Annotated in this window: 12 protein-coding genes; 8 read left to right on the plus strand and 4 right to left on the minus strand. The window is 65.6% G+C overall.

What is annotated here, in order from left to right; translation table 11 throughout:
• The first annotated feature begins 8 nt into the window (after positions 1-8).
• From ABIB90_RS21230 to ABIB90_RS21240, 3 genes are all read left to right on the plus strand, one after another.
• Positions 9-980 (plus strand): quinone oxidoreductase family protein, encoded by a 972-nt coding sequence (locus ABIB90_RS21230; protein WP_354164408.1) that lies wholly within the window; start codon positions 9-11, stop codon positions 978-980.
• 211 nt (positions 981-1,191) lie between these two features.
• A complete protein-coding gene (locus ABIB90_RS21235) occupies positions 1,192-2,565 on the plus strand; it encodes a cation-efflux pump (protein WP_354164405.1) in 1,374 nt (457 codons plus the stop codon).
• Between the two features lie 227 nt (positions 2,566-2,792).
• On the plus strand, positions 2,793-5,123 hold the full coding sequence (locus ABIB90_RS21240) for a PAS domain-containing sensor histidine kinase (RefSeq protein WP_354164402.1): 2,331 nt from the start codon (positions 2,793-2,795) through the stop codon (positions 5,121-5,123).
• Positions 5,124-5,126: 3 nt separating this feature from the next.
• Here ABIB90_RS21240 and ABIB90_RS21245 read toward each other — a convergent pair whose 3' ends face one another.
• Complete coding sequence (locus ABIB90_RS21245; protein WP_007593359.1) at positions 5,127-6,020, minus strand: LysR family transcriptional regulator; 894 nt, start codon at positions 6,018-6,020, stop codon at positions 5,127-5,129.
• A gap of 222 nt (positions 6,021-6,242) precedes the next feature.
• Between ABIB90_RS21245 and ABIB90_RS21250 the strand changes: the two genes are divergently transcribed.
• The 5 genes from ABIB90_RS21250 to ABIB90_RS21270 are packed head-to-tail and all read left to right on the plus strand — an operon-like array spanning position 6,243 to position 12,223.
• Positions 6,243-6,719: a formate dehydrogenase subunit gamma gene (locus ABIB90_RS21250; protein ID WP_219680869.1), complete on the plus strand. Its 477-nt coding sequence runs from the start codon at positions 6,243-6,245 to the stop codon at positions 6,717-6,719.
• Positions 6,716-8,272, plus strand: coding sequence for a formate dehydrogenase beta subunit (locus tag ABIB90_RS21255; RefSeq protein ID WP_354164397.1), 1,557 nt, complete (start codon positions 6,716-6,718; stop codon positions 8,270-8,272). Before ABIB90_RS21250 ends, ABIB90_RS21255 begins: the two co-directional genes overlap by 4 nt.
• Before the next feature lie 10 nt (positions 8,273-8,282).
• Entirely contained in the window at positions 8,283-11,168 is a 2,886-nt protein-coding gene (fdhF, locus tag ABIB90_RS21260) for a formate dehydrogenase subunit alpha (RefSeq protein ID WP_354164394.1), read from the plus strand.
• A 4-nt stretch (positions 11,169-11,172) separates the two neighbouring features.
• Positions 11,173-12,000 (plus strand): formate dehydrogenase accessory sulfurtransferase FdhD, encoded by an 828-nt coding sequence (gene fdhD, locus ABIB90_RS21265; protein WP_354164391.1) that lies wholly within the window; start codon positions 11,173-11,175, stop codon positions 11,998-12,000.
• Positions 11,990-12,223 (plus strand): formate dehydrogenase subunit delta, encoded by a 234-nt coding sequence (locus ABIB90_RS21270; RefSeq protein WP_007593368.1) that lies wholly within the window; start codon positions 11,990-11,992, stop codon positions 12,221-12,223. Before fdhD ends, ABIB90_RS21270 begins: the two co-directional genes overlap by 11 nt.
• On the opposite strand, the gene ABIB90_RS21275 is transcribed toward ABIB90_RS21270, so the two are convergent.
• The 3 genes from ABIB90_RS21275 to ABIB90_RS21285 are packed head-to-tail and all read right to left on the minus strand — an operon-like array spanning position 12,180 to position 17,282.
• Positions 12,180-15,167 (minus strand): bifunctional [glutamine synthetase] adenylyltransferase/[glutamine synthetase]-adenylyl-L-tyrosine phosphorylase, encoded by a 2,988-nt coding sequence (locus ABIB90_RS21275; protein ID WP_354201304.1) that lies wholly within the window; start codon positions 15,165-15,167, stop codon positions 12,180-12,182. The two genes, ABIB90_RS21270 and ABIB90_RS21275, sit on opposite strands and share 44 nt — an antisense overlap.
• Positions 15,164-16,618 carry a sensor histidine kinase gene (locus ABIB90_RS21280; protein ID WP_007593370.1) on the minus strand — a complete coding sequence of 485 codons (1,455 nt, stop codon included), beginning with the start codon at positions 16,616-16,618 and terminating at the stop codon, positions 15,164-15,166. Before ABIB90_RS21280 ends, ABIB90_RS21275 begins: the two co-directional genes overlap by 4 nt.
• Positions 16,602-17,282 carry a response regulator transcription factor gene (locus tag ABIB90_RS21285; RefSeq protein ID WP_035969420.1) on the minus strand — a complete coding sequence of 227 codons (681 nt, stop codon included), beginning with the start codon at positions 17,280-17,282 and terminating at the stop codon, positions 16,602-16,604. The genes ABIB90_RS21280 and ABIB90_RS21285 overlap by 17 nt, the downstream gene beginning before the upstream one ends.
• Positions 17,283-17,402: the final 120 nt, after the last annotated feature.

Below are 17,402 nucleotides of genomic sequence, written 5' to 3' on the forward strand. Positions count from 1 at the left end.
AGCAATTCATGAAGGCTTATGTCTACGGCCCTGGTGGCGCTACGATTTCCGACGTCGCTCAACCAAGGCCTGAAGGCACGCAGGTGCTGGTCCGCGTCCGCGCCTGTGGCCTCAATCGCGCCGACACCGGCATGCGCAAGGGCCACGCCCATGGCGCGGCCGGCGGTGCTGGGACCGTGCTCGGCATGGAATGGGCCGGCGAGGTCGCCGCGCTTGGACCGGATGCCAAAGGCGTCAAGGTCGGCGACCGCATCATGGGTTCGGGCGGCGCGGCGTTTGCCGAATACACGCTGGCCGATCACGGCCGGCTGTTCCGCGCGCCCTCGAACATGAACTTCGAGGAAGCCGCCACCCTGCCCGTCGCACTCGCGACCATGCACAACGCCGTCGTCACCATCGGCGGCGTGCAGCCCGGGCAAGCCGTCCTGATCCAGGGCGCAAGCTCCGGCGTCGGCCTGATGGCGATGCAGATCGCGAAACTCAAGGGCGCCAGGCTGGTGATTGGCTCCTCGACCGATGCGGCTCGCCGCGGCCGAATGAAGGAGTATGGCGCCGACCTCGCGGTCGATTCCTCCGACCCCACATGGGTCGACGAGGTGCTGAAGGCGACGAACGGCGAAGGTGTCGACCTCATCGTGGACCAGGTCTCGGGCAAGGTCGCGAGCCAGAACCTCGCCGCGACGAAGGTAAAAGGCCGCATTGTCAATGTCGGCCGGCTCGGCGGCACCCATGCCGATTTCAACTTCGACCTGCACGCGGCGCGCCGCATCGACTATGTCGGCGTCACCTTCCGCACCCGCACCATCGCGGAGATCCGTGAGATCTTCGACGAGGTCAAGAAGGACATCTGGGGCGCGGTCGAGTCACGAAAACTGCAGCTGCCGATCGACAAGGTGTTCGCTTTCGACGACATCGATAAGGCGTTCGAGCACATGGAGGCCAACAAGCATCTCGGCAAGATCGTCGTGACGCTGCCTTAACATTCGAGGGGCCAAAGACCTCGGTCTCGTAGGGTGGGCAAAGCGAAGCGTGCCCACAATGTGTCAGCGTCCCCGAAAGATGGTGGGCACGGCGCTCCGCGCCTTTGCCCACCCTACAAAACCAGGGGGGGCATCGCTCCTGCAACTCACTAGCGTCTACGCCTGTGGATCGTCGCTTGATGTTCAGTCACAGGCTGCTAAATCCCCCGCCATGAGCTCCCAACATAACAAGACCTCGGTCGCAGCGATCTCGATCTTCGCCAGTGGCGGCATGGCGGCGGCCAAGTTCGCGGTCGGGATCGCGATCGGCTCGCTGGCGCTGATCTCGGAGGCGCTGCATTCGTCGATCGACCTGGTCGCGACCATCATCACCTGGGCGGTGGTGCGGGTATCCGACAAGCCGGCGGATGAGGAGCATCATTACGGCCACGGCAAGCTCGAAAGCGTCTCGGCGCTGGGCGTCACCGCCCTTCTCTATGTGCTCGCCGGCGGCATCCTGGTGGAGTCCTACAGCCGGCTGCGCGAGGGAACCGCGCCGCCGACCATTTCGGCCGTGCCGTTCGTGGTGCTGGTGATCGACATCGCCGTCAATCTGTGGCGCGCCCGCGCCCTGCACCGTGCCGCGCGGGAGACCAGGAGCCAGGCGCTCGCCGCCGATGCGCTGCATTTCGCCTCCGACGTGATGGGCTCGTTCGCCGTGATCGTGGGCCTGATCCTCGCCGGCCTCGGCTTCTGGTGGGGCGACGCGGCGGCCGCCGCCGCGGTGGCCGTCATGATCGCCCTGCTCGGCCTGCGCATGGCCGGCACGACCGTGCAGACGCTGGTGGACCGCGCTCCGGAAGGCGCGCATGAGACGGCCACGGCCGCGATCCGCAGCGTACCGGGTGTGATCGACGTCGAGCGGCTCCGCGTGCGCATGGTCGGGGCCACCACATTTATCGACACGATCGCAAAGGTGCCGCGGACTTACCCCATCGACCGGGTCGAGGACATCAAGCGCAGCGCGCAAGCAGCCGTCGAGAAGGCGTTCGGCGATACCGACCTCACCTTCACCGCAGTCCCCGTGGCGCGCGACAACGAGACCGTGCGCGACCGCATCATGGTCATCTCCCACAATTCGGGCCTCGCCATCCACCACGTCACGGTGCACGACCTCGGCGCCAAGCTGATCGTCAGCATCGACCTCGAGGTCGACGCCGGGATGCAGCTCGATGCCGCCCATGACATAGCCAACACCCTGGAACGCAACATCCAGGAAGAGTTCGGCGCGGACGTCGAGGTCGACGTCCACATCGAGCCGCTCGAACCGGAACTGCCGTTCGGGGTCGACGCCGAACCGGAACGGGTGCGGGTCATTGCGGCCGCCCTGACGGAATATGCCGCCGGCGGCGAGATCCACGACATCCACAATGTCCGCGTCCGCAACACCGAAGCCGGCGAGATCGTCAACTTCCACTGCCGTGCCGAGCCGTCGATGAGCGTGATCAGGGTGCACGAGCATGTCGATGCGATCGAGCGCGCGTTGCGGCGCGCGTTCCCGAGCGTGAAGCGCGTCATCAGTCACGCCGAACCGCCGCGCGCGTGACAGAGAATGTGCGAGGAGTCACACGTTCCCGTTTCGGACTCGCCGCGCACGTAAGTTTGCGGACGCGCGACGCACAAACTGCGCGTTGGATAAGAATAAATTCGCGTTAACGATTCGTTGACTCTCGACAGCCCGCCAAATCTGGATTCAAATCGACCATGATTCGGAAGCGATGTGGGGCTGCTTCCGAACTCAAGTTGCAAGCAGGTTTCCAGGGGGCTTTAGGCATGTCGCGTGCAGACGCCGCGAACGCGTGCGTCCAATCCGATTCGATCAAAGGATTGGCGCAATCGATCGCGAAACCTGCCTATCATCGGCTCCTGATCGCGGAGCCTGCGCTGCGCCGCGCCGTGCCGACGCTCATCATCGCGTTCCTGATCACGATCTGTCTTGGCGCATTCGTGCAGGTCGTCGACCAGACACGCCAGAAGCGGCTGGTGATCCGCCACGACATCTCGGCGCTCGCCGACCTGCTCGCCGAGCGTATCGACCGCCTGACCTCCGCGCGACAGGAGCGGCTGAAGAACATCGAGAGCCTGCCGGCGCTGCTGCCCGATCTCATTCCATCCTGGGGCACCGCCTCGGGCCGCCACGTCATCGTCACCTCGGCCGGACTCGACCGCCGCATCCTCGCCCGCATCCCGGTCGACAGCGATCCCTCGGGCAACGACCGCCTGCTCGACGCAATCACGACGGCGCAACTGCTGGCGGCGCCCCCGCGCGACGGCAGCATCTCCGACATGACGCTGCCGAACGGCAACGCTGCAATGGCGACCTCGCGGCAGATCAAGTCGCTGCCCGGCTTCGTCACCGTGATCCAGGAGCGCAACGAGCCGATCTGGGGCTCGGACGCCGCGCTGTCGGTGACGCTGTCGGCCACCACCGGCTTCGTGGTCCTGATCCTCGGCTTCGCCTTCCACTGGCAGTCCACCCGTGCGCGCGAGGGCGACCTGATCAACGACGCCGTGCGCGGCCGCATCGACACCGCGCTCAACCGCGGCCGCTGCGGGCTGTGGGACTGGGACCTGTCGCGCGGCCGCATCTTCTGGTCGCAGTCAATGTTTTCGATGCTCGGCCTCGACGGCCGCAACGAGCTCCTCACCTTCGGCGAGGTCAACGCGCTGGTGAAGTCCGACGACATCGATCTGTTCGAGATCGCCGACCAGCTCATCTCCGAGAAGATCGACCACATCGACCAGACCTTCCGCATGCAGCATGTCGACGGCCACTGGATCTGGCTGCGCGTCCGCTGCGAAAAGACCAGCGGCGCGACCGACTCCAGCGTTCACCTGATCGGGATCGCCGTCGACATCACCGAGCAGAAGAGCCTCGCCGAGCGGACCGTGGAAGCCGATTTGCGCCTGCGCGACGCGATCGAGACCATTCCGGAAGCCTTCGTGCTGTGGGATGCGAGCGACCGCCTGGTGCTCTGCAATTCGCACTTCCAGCGCCTGCACAAGCTGCCCGACTCCGCCGTCATCCCCGGCACCTCCTACGAGACGGTGCTCGAGGTCGGCCGCATGCCCGAAGTCCGCACCCGGCACAACGAGACTGCGAGCCAGGGCCCGGGCGCGCGTACCTTCGAGGCGCAGCTCGACGACGGCAGCTGGCTGCACATCAGCGAGCGCCGCACCAAGGACGGCGGCTACGTCTCGGTCGGCACCGACATCACCCGCATCAAGGAGCACGAGCAGAAGCTGGTCGACAACGATCTACGCCTGCGCGCCACCGTCATCGACCTCAAGCGCTCGCAGGCAGCCCTGGAGCGCCAGGCGGGCGAACTGGCCGATCTCGCCGAGAAATATCAGCGCGAGAAGACCCGCGCCGAGGAAGCCAACCAGACCAAGTCGAAATTCCTCGCCAATATGAGCCACGAGCTGCGCACGCCGCTGAACGCGATCATCGGCTTCTCCGAGATCATGGGCTCGGGCATGTTCGGCGAGCTCGGCTCGGAGAAGTACCAGGAATACTGCCACGACATCCTAACCAGCGGGCATTACCTGCTCGAAGTCATCAACGACATCCTCGACATGTCCAAGATCGAGGCCGGCCGCATGAAGCTCGACATGGAAGAGCTCGACCTGGCGCAGACGCTGGCGGAATCCCTGCGGGTCGTCACCGGCCGGGCACAGGACAAGCACCTGACGCTCGACGCCGACATCGCGAAATCCATCTCCGTCGTCGCCGACCGCCGCGCCACCAAGCAGATCATCGTCAATTTGCTCTCCAACGCCGTGAAGTTCACGCCCGACGGCGGACGTATCGTGGTGCGCAGCCGGCAGCTCGACGACAGGATCGTGCTGATGATCGCCGACACCGGTATCGGCATCGCGCCGCATTCGCTGGCGCGGCTCGGCCGCCCCTTCGAGCAGGTCGAGAGCCAGCTCACCAAGACCTATCACGGCTCGGGACTGGGGCTGGCGATCGCCCGCTCGCTGGCGCAGCTTCATGGCGGCTCGATGCGGCTGCGCTCAAAGCTGGAGGTCGGCACCGTCGTGCGCGTCACCCTGCCCCGCGACGCGATGAAGTCGGCGTCAGGAATATCGGCTGCGGCCTGATGGCTACGATTGCAGCGACGGCGCGACTTCCCGCGCGACATTGACCAGCGCAGCGATCAGCGGCGTCATCGGATCACGCTGCGGGATCACCATGCCGATGCTGTAATTGACATCGGGATCGGTGATCGGGATCGAGCGCACGGTGTCGGACAGGCCGAGCGTCTCGGCCAGCTTGGCCGGCATCACACTGGCCCAGCGCCCCGTCTTCACATGGGTAAACAGCACGAGCAGCGAATTCGAGGTCAAGGTCGGCGTCGCCTCCGCGCCGACGGAGCGCAACGCGCGGTCGATGATGCGGCGGTTCTGCATGTCGGGTGTCAGCAGGCACAGCGGCACCTGCCCGACCTCCTTCCACGTCACTGTCTCGCGATCGCCGAACATTCCATCCGGCGCGGTGAGCAGGCGATAGCTCTCGTTATAGAGCGGAATGGTGCGCACTTTGCCGATCGGCTCGTTCTCGATATAGGTCAGCCCCGCATCCACCTCGAGATTCTCGAGCAACCCCAGCACCTCGGACGAGGTCGTGGAGCGGATACTGAAGCGCACCTCGGGATGCCTGGCGCGGAACGGCGTCGTCAGCGCAGCGACCATACCGAGCACGGTCGGGATTGCGGCAATACGGATCTCGCCCGAGAGCTGATGCTTCAGCCCGTTGATCTCGTCACGCATCGCGCGGGCATCGCCGACGATGCGCCGCGCCCAATCCAGCGCCCGCTCGCCTTCCGGCGTAAAACCCTGGAAGCGGGAGCCGCGCTGGACCAGCATCACGCCGAGGATCTCCTCGAGCTGCTTCAGCCCGGTCGACATCGTCGGTTGCGTCACGCCGCACATTTCGGCGGCCCGGCCGAAATGCCGTTCCTTCGCCAGCGCCAGCAGCAGTTCAAGCTTGTCGAGCAACCGTCATCCCCTCCGATCGTGTGGCGGCATGCAAGCTAGCATGCCCTCCCCCTTCCAACACGCAAAAACCGCCCGGTGGACGGCTCCAATCGCAATTTCAAATCGAGTGATTGCCATCGCAAATCGATCGGAATCCGCAATCGCAGCATGAGACAGCTTTATTGATCTTCGAACGATTCCAAATAGTTTGCGATCAGCAGACGCTCCGGTCGAGAACGAAGAATGACAGCGGTTTACGAGCCTTGGGACGAAACGCGCGGCGCCGAGATCATCGCCGAACACAGCAAGCAGGAAGGCGCGACGCTCGTGATGCTGCACGCGCTCCAGGATGCGTTCGGCTACGTGCCGGCGGCAGCCATTCCTATGGTGGCGCACGCGCTCAATCTGTCGCGCGCCGAAGTGCATGGCGTGTTCACGTTCTACCATGATTTTCGCCACAAGCCGGCCGGCCGCCATGTGCTGAAACTCTGCCGCGCGGAGGCCTGTCAGGCGGCGGGCGGCGACGCGCTGGCTGCGCGTGCGGAGGCAAAGCTCGGCGTGTCGCTCGGCCACACCACGGCCGATGATCGCGTCACGCTGGAGCCGATCTACTGCCTCGGACTGTGTGCAACCGCGCCGTCCGCGATGCTTGACGGTCGGCTGATTGGCCGGCTCGACGAGAAGCGTATCGATGCTCTCGTTGCAGAGGCGCAGCGATGAGCATCCGTCTATATGTCTCTCGCGATGCCGGTGCGCTTGCGGCCGGCGCCGACGAGGTCGCGCTGGCGCTGGAGCAGGCTGCAGCCAAGCGTGGCATTGCCGTCGAGATCGTCAGGACCGGCTCGCGCGGCCTGTACTGGCTCGAGCCACTGGTCGAGGTCGCGACGCCGCAGGGCCGGATCGCGTTCGGCCCCGTGACCGAGACCGATGTGCCCTCCCTGCTCGACGCACTCGCGAGCAACACGCCGCATCTGCTGCGGCTTGGGGCCACCGACGAGATCCCCTGGCTCAAGCGCCAGACCCGCCTGACATTCGCGCGCTGCGGCGTGATCGACCCGCGCTCGCTCGACGACTACCGTGCCCATGGCGGCTACAAGGGCCTGGAGCGCGCGCTCTCGCTCGGCTCGGATGCGATCCTCACCGAGGTCACTGCATCGGGCCTGCGCGGCCGCGGCGGCGCGGGCTTCCCGACCGGCATCAAATGGAAGACGGTCGCGCAGGCGAATGCGGATCGCAAATTCATCGTCTGCAACGCCGACGAAGGCGACAGCGGCACCTTCGCCGACCGCATGATCATGGAAGGCGATCCCTTCCTCGTCATCGAGGGCATGACGATCGCCGGCATCACCGTCGGCGCGACCAAGGGTTACATCTACATCCGCAGCGAATATCCGCACGCCGTCGAGGCGATGAATGCGGCCATCCAGGCTGCCAAGCGCGGCGGCTATCTCGGCGCGAACATCGGTGGTTCCACGTACAGCTTCGATCTCGAGGTCCGCGTCGGCGCCGGCGCTTACGTTTGCGGTGAAGAGACCTCGCTGCTGGAAAGCCTCGAAGGCCGTCGTGGCCTCGTGCGCGCAAAGCCGCCACTGCCCGCCCATCACGGCTTGTTCGGCAAGCCGACCGTCATCAACAACGTGCTGTCGTTCGCCGCCATTCCCTTCATCCTGGCCGAAGGCGCCAAGGCCTATGCCGATTTCGGCATGGGTCGCTCGCGCGGTACGATGCCGATCCAGCTCGCCGGCAACATCCGCCACGGCGGGCTGTTCGAGACGGCGTTCGGCGTCACTCTCGGCGAGCTCGTCGACGACATCGGCGGCGGCACGTTCACGGGCCGCCCAATCCGCGCGGTGCAGGTCGGCGGTCCCTTGGGCGCCTACTTCCCGCGCGCGCTGTTCGACACCCCGTTCGACTACGAGGCCTTCGCCGCGCGCGATGGCCTGATCGGCCATGGCGGAATCGTCGTGTTCGACGATAGCGTCGACATGCGCAAGCAGGCGCGTTTCGCCATGGAATTCTGCGCCATCGAATCCTGCGGCAAGTGCACGCCGTGCCGGATCGGCTCGACCCGCGGCGTCGAGACGATCGAGAAGATCATCAACGGCGAGCGCGTGAGCGAAAACCTCGCACTCGTCGAAGACCTCTGCAACACCATGAAATTCGGCTCACTCTGCGCCCTCGGCGGCTTCACACCCTACCCCGTGCTCAGCGCATTGAAGCACTTCCGGGAGGATTTCGTCCCGGCCCCGACCACGCTTCAGGCCGCGGAATAGGAGAACGACAATGTCTCTGATCGAAGAAATCGACTTCGGTACGCCGCGCTCGAAATCGGAAACGATGGTGACACTGACCATCGACGGCAACCAGGTCACGGTGCCCGAGGGCACCTCGATCATGCGAGCGGCGATGGACGCCGGCCATCAGATCCCGAAACTCTGCGCGACCGACATCGTCGATGCGTTCGGCTCGTGTCGCCTTTGCGTCGTCGAAATCGAGGGCCGCACCGGAACGCCGGCCTCGTGCACCACGCCAGTGATGCCCGGCCTCGTCGTGCATACCCAGAGCGAACGGCTGAAGAAGCTGCGCAAAGGCGTGATGGAGCTCTACATCTCTGACCATCCGCTCGACTGCCTCACCTGCGGTGCTAACGGTGATTGCGAGTTGCAGGACATGGCCGGCGCCGTGGGCCTGCGCGACGTCCGTTACGGCTATGAAGGCGAGAATCATGTTTTCGCCAAGACGCCTGGCAAGTCCAATGGCGAGATCAACGCCGCCTGGATGCCGAAGGACGAGTCCAACCCGTACTTCACCTACGATCCCTCCAAGTGCATCGTCTGCTCGCGCTGCGTCCGCGCCTGCGAGGAGGTGCAAGGCACCTTCGCGCTGACGATCTCCGGCCGCGGATTCGACAGCCGCGTCTCGCCGGGCATGAGCGAGAGCTTCCTCGGCTCCGAATGCGTCTCCTGCGGTGCCTGCGTGCAGGCCTGCCCGACCGCGACGCTGACCGAGAAATCCGTGATCGAGATCGGCCAGCCCGAACACTCGGTCGTCACCACCTGCGCCTATTGCGGCGTCGGCTGCGCCTTCAAGGCCGAGATGCGCGGCGAGGAAGTCGTCCGCATGGTGCCGTACAAGGACGGCAAGGCCAATCGCGGTCATTCCTGCGTCAAGGGCCGCTTCGCCTGGGGTTACACCAACCACCGGGAACGCATCCTCAACCCGATGATCCGCGAGCGGATCGAGGATCCCTGGCGCGAAGTGTCGTGGGACGAGGCATTCTCGTTTGCAGCCGACAGGATGCGCGGCATCCAGAAGAAATACGGCCGCGACGCTATCGGCGGCATCACGTCGTCCCGCTGCACCAATGAAGAAACCTATCTGGTGCAGAAGCTGATCCGCGCCGGCTTCGGCAACAACAATGTCGACACCTGCGCCCGGGTCTGCCACTCCCCGACCGGCTATGGCCTCTCGACCACGTTCGGTACCTCCGCCGGCACGCAGGATTTCGATTCGGTCGAGGACACCGACGTCGTCGTCGTCATCGGTGCCAATCCCGCTTCGGCCCACCCGGTGTTCGCCTCCCGCCTGAAGAAGCGGCTGCGCCAGGGCGCCAAGCTGATCGTGATCGATCCGCGCCGCACCGAGATGGTTGAATCGCCGCATGTGAAGGCGCTGCACCTGCCGCTGATGCCCGGCACCAATGTCGCGGTGATGACGGCACTGGCGCATGTGATCGTCACCCAAGGCCTCGCCAACGAAGCCTTCGTGCGCGAGCGCTGCGACTGGAACGAGTTCGAGGAATGGGCGGCGTTCGTCGCCCAGGCGAACAACAGCCCGGAAGCCACCGCCATCCTCACCGGCGTCGATCCGAAGGATGTGCGCGAAGCAGCGCGCCTCTACGCCACCGGCGGCAACGGCGCGATCTATTACGGTCTCGGCGTCACCGAGCACAGCCAGGGCTCGACCACCGTGATCGCGATCGCCAACCTCGCGATGGCCACGGGCAATATCGGTCGTCCCGGTGTCGGCGTGAACCCGCTGCGCGGCCAGAACAACGTGCAGGGCTCCTGTGACATGGGCTCGTTCCCGCACGAGCTTCCCGGCTACCGCCACATCTCGGGCGACGCCGTGCGGGACCAGTTCGAGGCATTGTGGAACGTCAAGCTCAACCCCGAGCCGGGCCTGCGCATTCCCAACATGTTCGACGCCGCGGTCGAAGGCACGTTCATGGGGATCTACGTGCAGGGCGAAGACATCCTGCAATCCGATCCCAACACCAAGCATGTGGTGGCGGCACTATCGGCGATGGAATGCGTCATCGTCCACGACCTCTTCCTGAACGAGACCGCGAACTACGCCCATGTGTTCCTGCCTGGCTCCAGCTTCCTCGAGAAGGACGGCACTTTCACTAACGCCGAGCGCCGCGTCCAGCGCGTGCGCAAGGTGATGACGCCGAAGAACGGCCTCGCCGACTGGGAGGTCACCATCGGCCTCGCCAAGGCCATGGGCTTCGAGATGAGCTACAGCCATCCTTCCGAGATCATGGACGAGATCGCGGCGCTCACCCCGACCTTCGCCGGCGTCTCCTATGCCAAGCTCGACGAGCTCGGCTCAGTGCAATGGCCCTGCAACGACAAGGCGCCCGAGGGCACGCCGGTGATGCATATCGACGGCTTCGTCCGCGGCAAGGGCAAGTTCGTCGTCACCGAATATGTCGCGACCGACGAACGTACCGGCCCGCGCTATCCGCTGCTGCTCACGACGGGCCGCATCCTCAGCCAGTACAATGTCGGCGCGCAGACCCGGCGCACCGAGAACGTGGTCTGGCATGCCGAGGATCGGCTGGAAATCCATCCACACGATGCCGAACAGCGCGGCGTGCGCGACGGCGACTGGGTGCGGCTGAAGAGCCGCGCCGGCGAGACCACGCTGCGTGCGGAGATCACCGATCGCGTCGCGCCGGGCGTCGTCTACACCACGTTCCACCATCCGGACACGCAGGCCAACGTCATCACGACCGATTATTCGGATTGGGCGACCAACTGCCCCGAATACAAGGTCACGGCGGTGCAGATTTCGCCCTCGAACGGCCCGTCCGACTGGCAGAAGGCCTACGACGCGCAGGCGCGGCATTCCCGCCGCATCGCGCCGGCCGAGGCTGCGGAGTAGCGGCATGCACGTGCCGGTCCAGGCCATCGACCGCGAGATCTGGCGCGACGGTGTCGCGACCGAAGGAGCGCGGCTGATCCCGGAGGAGACGCCGCTGGCGTTGACCTACAATGGCGGCACCTACGCCGTCATGATGGGAACGCCGCAGAACCTCGAAGATTTTGCGGTCGGGTTCAGCCTGGACGAAGGCATGATCAAATCCGTCGATGACATCAAGTCGCTCGAAATCGTCCGCCTCGACGACGGCATCGAGCTCCGCATGTGGCTGGCGTCTGAAGACGTCGCGCGCATCAGCGAGCGCCGCCGCCACATCGCCGGCCCGACCGGCTGCGGCATCTGCGGCATCGACTCGATTGCCGAAGCTGTGCGGCCTGCGGCCGTCGTGTCGCAGGGACAGACGTTTGCGCCCGAACAGGTGATGGCGGCGATGCAGACCATCGCACCGCTGCAATCGATCAATCTGCAAACCCGCGCCGTTCACGCCGCCGCGTTCTGGTCGCCTGCCGGTGGTATCGTCGCGCTGCGCGAGGATGTCGGCCGCCACAACGCGCTCGACAAGCTCGCCGGTTCGCTGGCGCGCAGCCGCACGCCTGCAAGCGGCGGCATCGTGCTGCTGACGAGCCGCGTCTCGGTCGAGATGGTGCAGAAGACCGCCGCCATCGGCGCGCCGGTGATGGTCGCCGTCTCTGCGCCGACTGCCCTTGCGGTGCGCACCGCGGAGGCCGCCGGCATCACGCTGATTGCCATTGCCCGCCAGGACGGGTTCGAAGTGTTTTCGCATGGCCGCCGGGTTGTCGCCCGTCATGCCACGGAGGTTGCCGATGTCGCCTGACCGCCTGATCTACATGGCCAACCAGATCGGCACGTTCTTCCGGAGCCAGGGCCACGACAAGGCCGTGCCGGGGATCGCCGACCACATCAAGAAGTTCTGGGATCCGCGGATGAAGCGCGCGATCTTCGCCCATCTCGATGCCGGCGGCGTGGGCCTGGAGCCGAACGTGCGGGAGGCGCTCACCTCGCTGCAGCAGGCGACGTCCCTTCCAGCAGCGCCCTGAACACGCGGCGCACCTCGCTCTGCGTTTCCTTCACGCGCGCCTCCAGCGAGGAGAAATGCGGCGCATCGCCGGCGCGTGCCATCACGCGCAAGAGGTCGGTGCCGGCAGTCTCCGGCTTGAACCGATCGCTGACGCAGAGCCGCAGGATCTGCGTCAGGTCGTGATAGAGCCGCGCTGCGGCCCGCAATATCTCGGTCTCCGATTGCGACAGCACGCCCAGCCTGCATGCATTTTCCAGCACCTGCGTGGTGCCAACGTCGAGAATCTCCGGCTTCTCGTGCGCATGCACGAGCTGGAGATATTGCGCGATGAAGTCGATGTCGACCATGCCGCCGGCGGCATATTTGAGATCCCAGCAATCAGCCTCGCCCTTCTCCTGGGCGATCGCACGCCGCATGTCGGCAACATCGTTGGCGGTGATTCCGGGATCGCGGCGACGAGTCAGGACAGCGCGGATGACGCGTTCAATCCGTTCCCGGAATTCGGGCGAAGCCGACACGACGCGCGCACGGGTCAGCGCCATGTGCTCCCAGGTCCAGGCCTCGTTGGCCTGGTAGTCCGCGAACGAAACGAGGCTCGAAGCCACGGGGCCGGCGCGCCCCGAGGGGCGCAACCGCATGTCGATCTCGTAAAGCACCCCGTAATTGGTGCGCGTCGTGAACGCGCTGATCAGGCGCTGGGTGAAGCGGGCGAAGTAATGTGCACCTTGCAGTGACTTCGCACCGTCGGAGTCCGGATTGTCGCTGTCGAAATCGTAAAGCAGGATCAGGTCGAGATCGGACGACGCGGTCATCTCGCGACTGCCGAGCCGGCCCATCGCGATGATGGCGGTCTCCTGCCCCTTGATCCGGCCATGCTGGGCGGCGAAACGGTCGGCGACGAGGCCATGCACGGTATGGACGATGCCCTCGGCGACGTCGGCAAAGGCCGTGCTCGCCTGCTGTGCCGAGACCGTGCCTGAGAGAATGCGCGTGCCGATCAGGAACAGGCTCTCCTGCCCGAACAGACGCAGGCGGTCGAGGAACTCTTCGTAAGAGCCCGCATCCTGCACCGTCGTCGCAAGTCGCCCCGACAATTCCTGCCTGTCGGGCATGGCGCCGAAGAAGCGCGGATCAATCAGGCCGTCCATCAGTTGCGGCTGCCGCGCAAGCATCTCGCCGAGCCGAGGCGCCGCGCCCAGCACCAGGGCCACGAGCGCGACGAGATCGCGGTTCTGCCCGAGCAGCGTGATCAGCCGGCCGCCGCGCTGAAGCGCTCCAAGGAAATGGTCGAACGCCACGACGGCCCGATCCGGCTCCTCGGCATGAGCGAGACCGTCGATCAGGGCCGGCACGAATTCGACGAATGCGTTTCGCGTCGCCTCATTGCGGAACACGCGGTAGTCGCCGGTGATCCAGTCGCGCACGGTCTGCGCGACGGCGGCAGGCTTCTTGAAGCCGAGTGTCGCCAGGTACTGAAGCAGCCGCGGATCGTCGGGACCCGCACTGTAGTCGAGCGCCGGCAGCTTGGCCGTGCCGGTCGGATCGTCGCCCTCGAACAGTTTTTCGTAGTGGCCCTGGACGATCTCGAGCTGGCGCAAGAGGTCGCGGGCAAAGGCCTCGCGATCCGGATAGCCGAAGAACCAGGCGAAACGCTCGACCACCTCCTTGTCCTCGGGCAGCGTATGGGTCTGCTCGTCTGCGATCATCTGGAGGCGATGCTCGACCCGACGCAGGAATTGGTAAGCCGTGGTCAGCTCGTCGCGCGCCGCAACCGTGATCCAGTTGCTGGAAGCAAGCACGCCGAGCGCGGCGAGCGTCGGCCGTACGCGCAGTTCGGGATGTCGCCCCCCGGCGATCAATTGCTGGGTCTGGGCGAAGAACTCGATCTCGCGGATTCCGCCGCGCCCGACCTTCACGTTATGCCCTTCGACCGCAACCTCGCTCTGGCCGCGATAGGTCTGCATCTGCCGCTTCATATCGTGAACGTCGGCAAGCGCGGCGAAGTCGAGATGCTTGCGCCAGACGAAGGGCGCGATCTCCGCGAGCAGCGCCTCGCCCGCCCTGGGATCGCCGGCGCAGGCTCGCGCCTTGATCATCGCGGCGCGCTCCCAGGTGCGCCCTTCACGCTCGTAATAGTTCAGCGCGGCGTCGCGCGAAATCGCCACCTGCGTCGAGGATGGATCGGGACGCAGGCGCAGATCGACGCGGAAGACGTAGCCGTCATAGGTGCGCTGCTGGAGAATGCGTGCCATCCCCTGCGTCACCCTCACGAAGAATGGCTGGGGTTCGATATCGGCGGCGAGCCTCGTATTGTCGGGATCGAAAAACACGATGAGATCGATGTCGCTGGAATAGTTCAGCTCGCCTGCGCCCATCTTGCCCATCGCAAGCACGATCAGCCCGCAGCCCTCCTCCGGCGCCTCGGGATTGGGCGACGAGAGCTTGCCGCGTGCGGCTTCCTGCCGCAGCAGGTATTGAAGCGCCGCCCGCACCGAGGACACCGCGACATCGGTGAGCGCTGCGGTCACCCGCGTCACCGGCCAGACCCCGCCGATGTCGCACAGTGCGATCAGGAGCGCGGCCTCCGCCTTCATGCGGCGAAGCAGCCGCATCACCTCGGCTTCATCGGATGCCGCGAGCACGGCGCCGTTCGCCTCCGCGATTAGCGTGGCGAGATGCGCATCCGGATCGCATTCCAGCAGCCGGATCAGGCGCTGCGAATCAGCGCGCACCAGTTCGAACAGATAAGGCGAGAATTCCGCGATGCCGGCCAGGGCGTTCCGCGCGAAGGGATGAGTCAGCAGCGCTTCAAGACGGGCGGATTGCGCGGGCTCGAGCTCGGCCAGCCAGCTTTCAAAACGTCCTTGGTCGGTGACGGAAGCGGCAATATGGGGAGCCTCCGCGAAGCGTGCGGCAAGTCTCTCACCATGCTTGTCCGCGTTTCCCGGCGCGGAGTGGTTCATGCCACCTTCTGTGGCACATCCGGTATTGGAGGAGCAACCCTGTCGCCCGCGAGCGCCGGCAGCACCAGCGTGGCGACGAGGCCCGGATGGGCATCGCCCAGCCGCAATTCGCCGCCATGCAGCGTTGCAACCGCAGACGCAAGACTGAGGCCGAGGCCGGAGCCCGGCAGCGTGCGGCTGGCTTCAAGCCGCACGAATCGCTCGACGGCATGCTTGCGGTCGGCCTCGGGGATACCGGGGCCGCGATCGGTGACGCTGAGCAGCACTTGGTCGCCCTCGCGTTTCGCCTCGATCGTGATCTGCCTTGAATCCAGGCTGACCACGGTTCCACCTGTTAGCGCGACCGGCTTGCCGTATTTGATCGCATTCTCGACCAGATTGGCGAGCGCCTGGCTGATCAGTTCGCGGTTGGCGTGCACCGGCGTCGGATCGGCCTCGACCTTCAGCGTCATGCCGTCATCTTCAGCCAGCGGCTCGTAGAGCTCGTGGATGCCGTGTGCGACATCGGCAGCGTCGAAATCGTCCATGTTGCCGCGCGCCTGACCGGACTCGGCGCGCGCGATCATCAGCAGCGCGTTGAAGGTACGGATCAGGCCGTCGGATTCCTCGATGGTCCGCTCCAACGCGGCGCGGTAATCGGCCTCGCTGCCTGATTTCGCCAGCGCCTCCTCGGCGCGGTTGCGCAAGCGTGTCAGCGGCGTCTTGAGATCGTGGGCGATGTTGTCGGAGACCTCCTTCAGCCCCGCCATCAGCGCCTCGATGCGCTCCAGCATGGCATTGAGGTTTTCGGCGAGGCGGTCGAGCTCGTCACCGCTGCGTCCCACCGGCAGGCGCTCGCTGAGATCGCCGGTCATGATGCGATGGGCCGTCCCGGACATGGCGTCGATGCGCCTGAGCACCCTGCGCGCGACGAAGATCCCGCCGCCCAGGCCAAGCACCACGACGATCAGCACCGACCATTGCGCGGCCTTGGCGACGATGCCGAACAGGCGCCGCCGCTCGGCGAGGTCGCGGCCGATCAGAAGCCGGAAGCCATTCTCGAGCTCGGTGACGCGCACCAGGGCGCGATGGTCGCGCTCGTCCGCATCCTCGATGCGCCGATATGCCGTCTCCGACCAGCCGCGCGTCGCCATCACACCGGGCGCCAGCGAGCCGACATTGCCGGCGATCGCCTGCCCGGTCGGCGTGGTCACGAGGTAGAGATTGGCGCCCGGGCGCAGCGCCCGGTACTCGATCGCAAGCACGAGACCGCGCAAGCCGCGCCGGCCGTAGATCTCGTTGATCTCCGAGGTCTCGGCATTGACCGTCTGCGTGATTTCCTCGGTGATCAGCCGCCGCGTATTCCAGGCGAAATAGGCGAGCAGCGAGGCCGCGAACATCGCGAACAGCAGCAAATAGACCAGCGTCAGCCGGAATGCCGTGGTGCGGACGAGTTTACCGAATGCCGTCACGGATCATGTATCCCGCGCCGCGGATCGTGTGCAGCAGCGGCCGCTCAAAACCCTTGTCGATCTTGGAACGTAGCCGCGAAATGTGCACGTCGATCACGTTGGTCTGCGGATCGAAATGATAGTCCCAGACGTTCTCCAGTAGCATGGTGCGGGTCACCACCTGGCCCGCATGCTTCATGAGATATTCGAGCAGGCGGAATTCGCGCGGCTGGAGCGTCAGTTCGTCCTTGCCGCGCGCGACGCGATGGGAGAGCCGGTCGAGCTCGAGATCGCCGACGCGGTACAGCGTGTCCTCGGCCGGACCGCCACGGCGGCGCGACAGCACCTCGACCCGGGCCAACAGCTCGGCGAAGGAATAGGGTTTCGGCAGGTAGTCGTCGCCGCCGGCGCGCAAGCCCTTGATGCGGTCGTCGACCTGGCCGAGCGCGGAGAGAATCAGCACCGGCGTCGAATCGTCCTTGTCGCGGAGCGCGCCGATCACCGACAGGCCGTCACGCTTGGGCAGCATGCGGTCGACCACCAGCACGTCGTAATCGCCGTTCTCGGCCATGGCGAGGCCTTCCTCGCCGTCGGCGGCGTGGTCGGCAATGTGCCCGACCTCGCGAAACGCCTTCACGAGGTAGTCGGCGGATTCGCGGTCGTCTTCGATGATGAGGAGGCGCATCGTGCGTTCGGCAACGGTCAAGGGAGTGAACCTTCTCTAAACATGGCGCGAGCGGCAATCGCATGCAAGCCGAGTGAACGACTCTGGCATCGAGAAAAAGGCGGGCGGTGAAGCTGGGGG

Source organism: Bradyrhizobium sp. JR4.1, from assembly GCF_040548605.1.
GTDB lineage: Bacteria > Pseudomonadota > Alphaproteobacteria > Rhizobiales > Xanthobacteraceae > Bradyrhizobium > Bradyrhizobium canariense.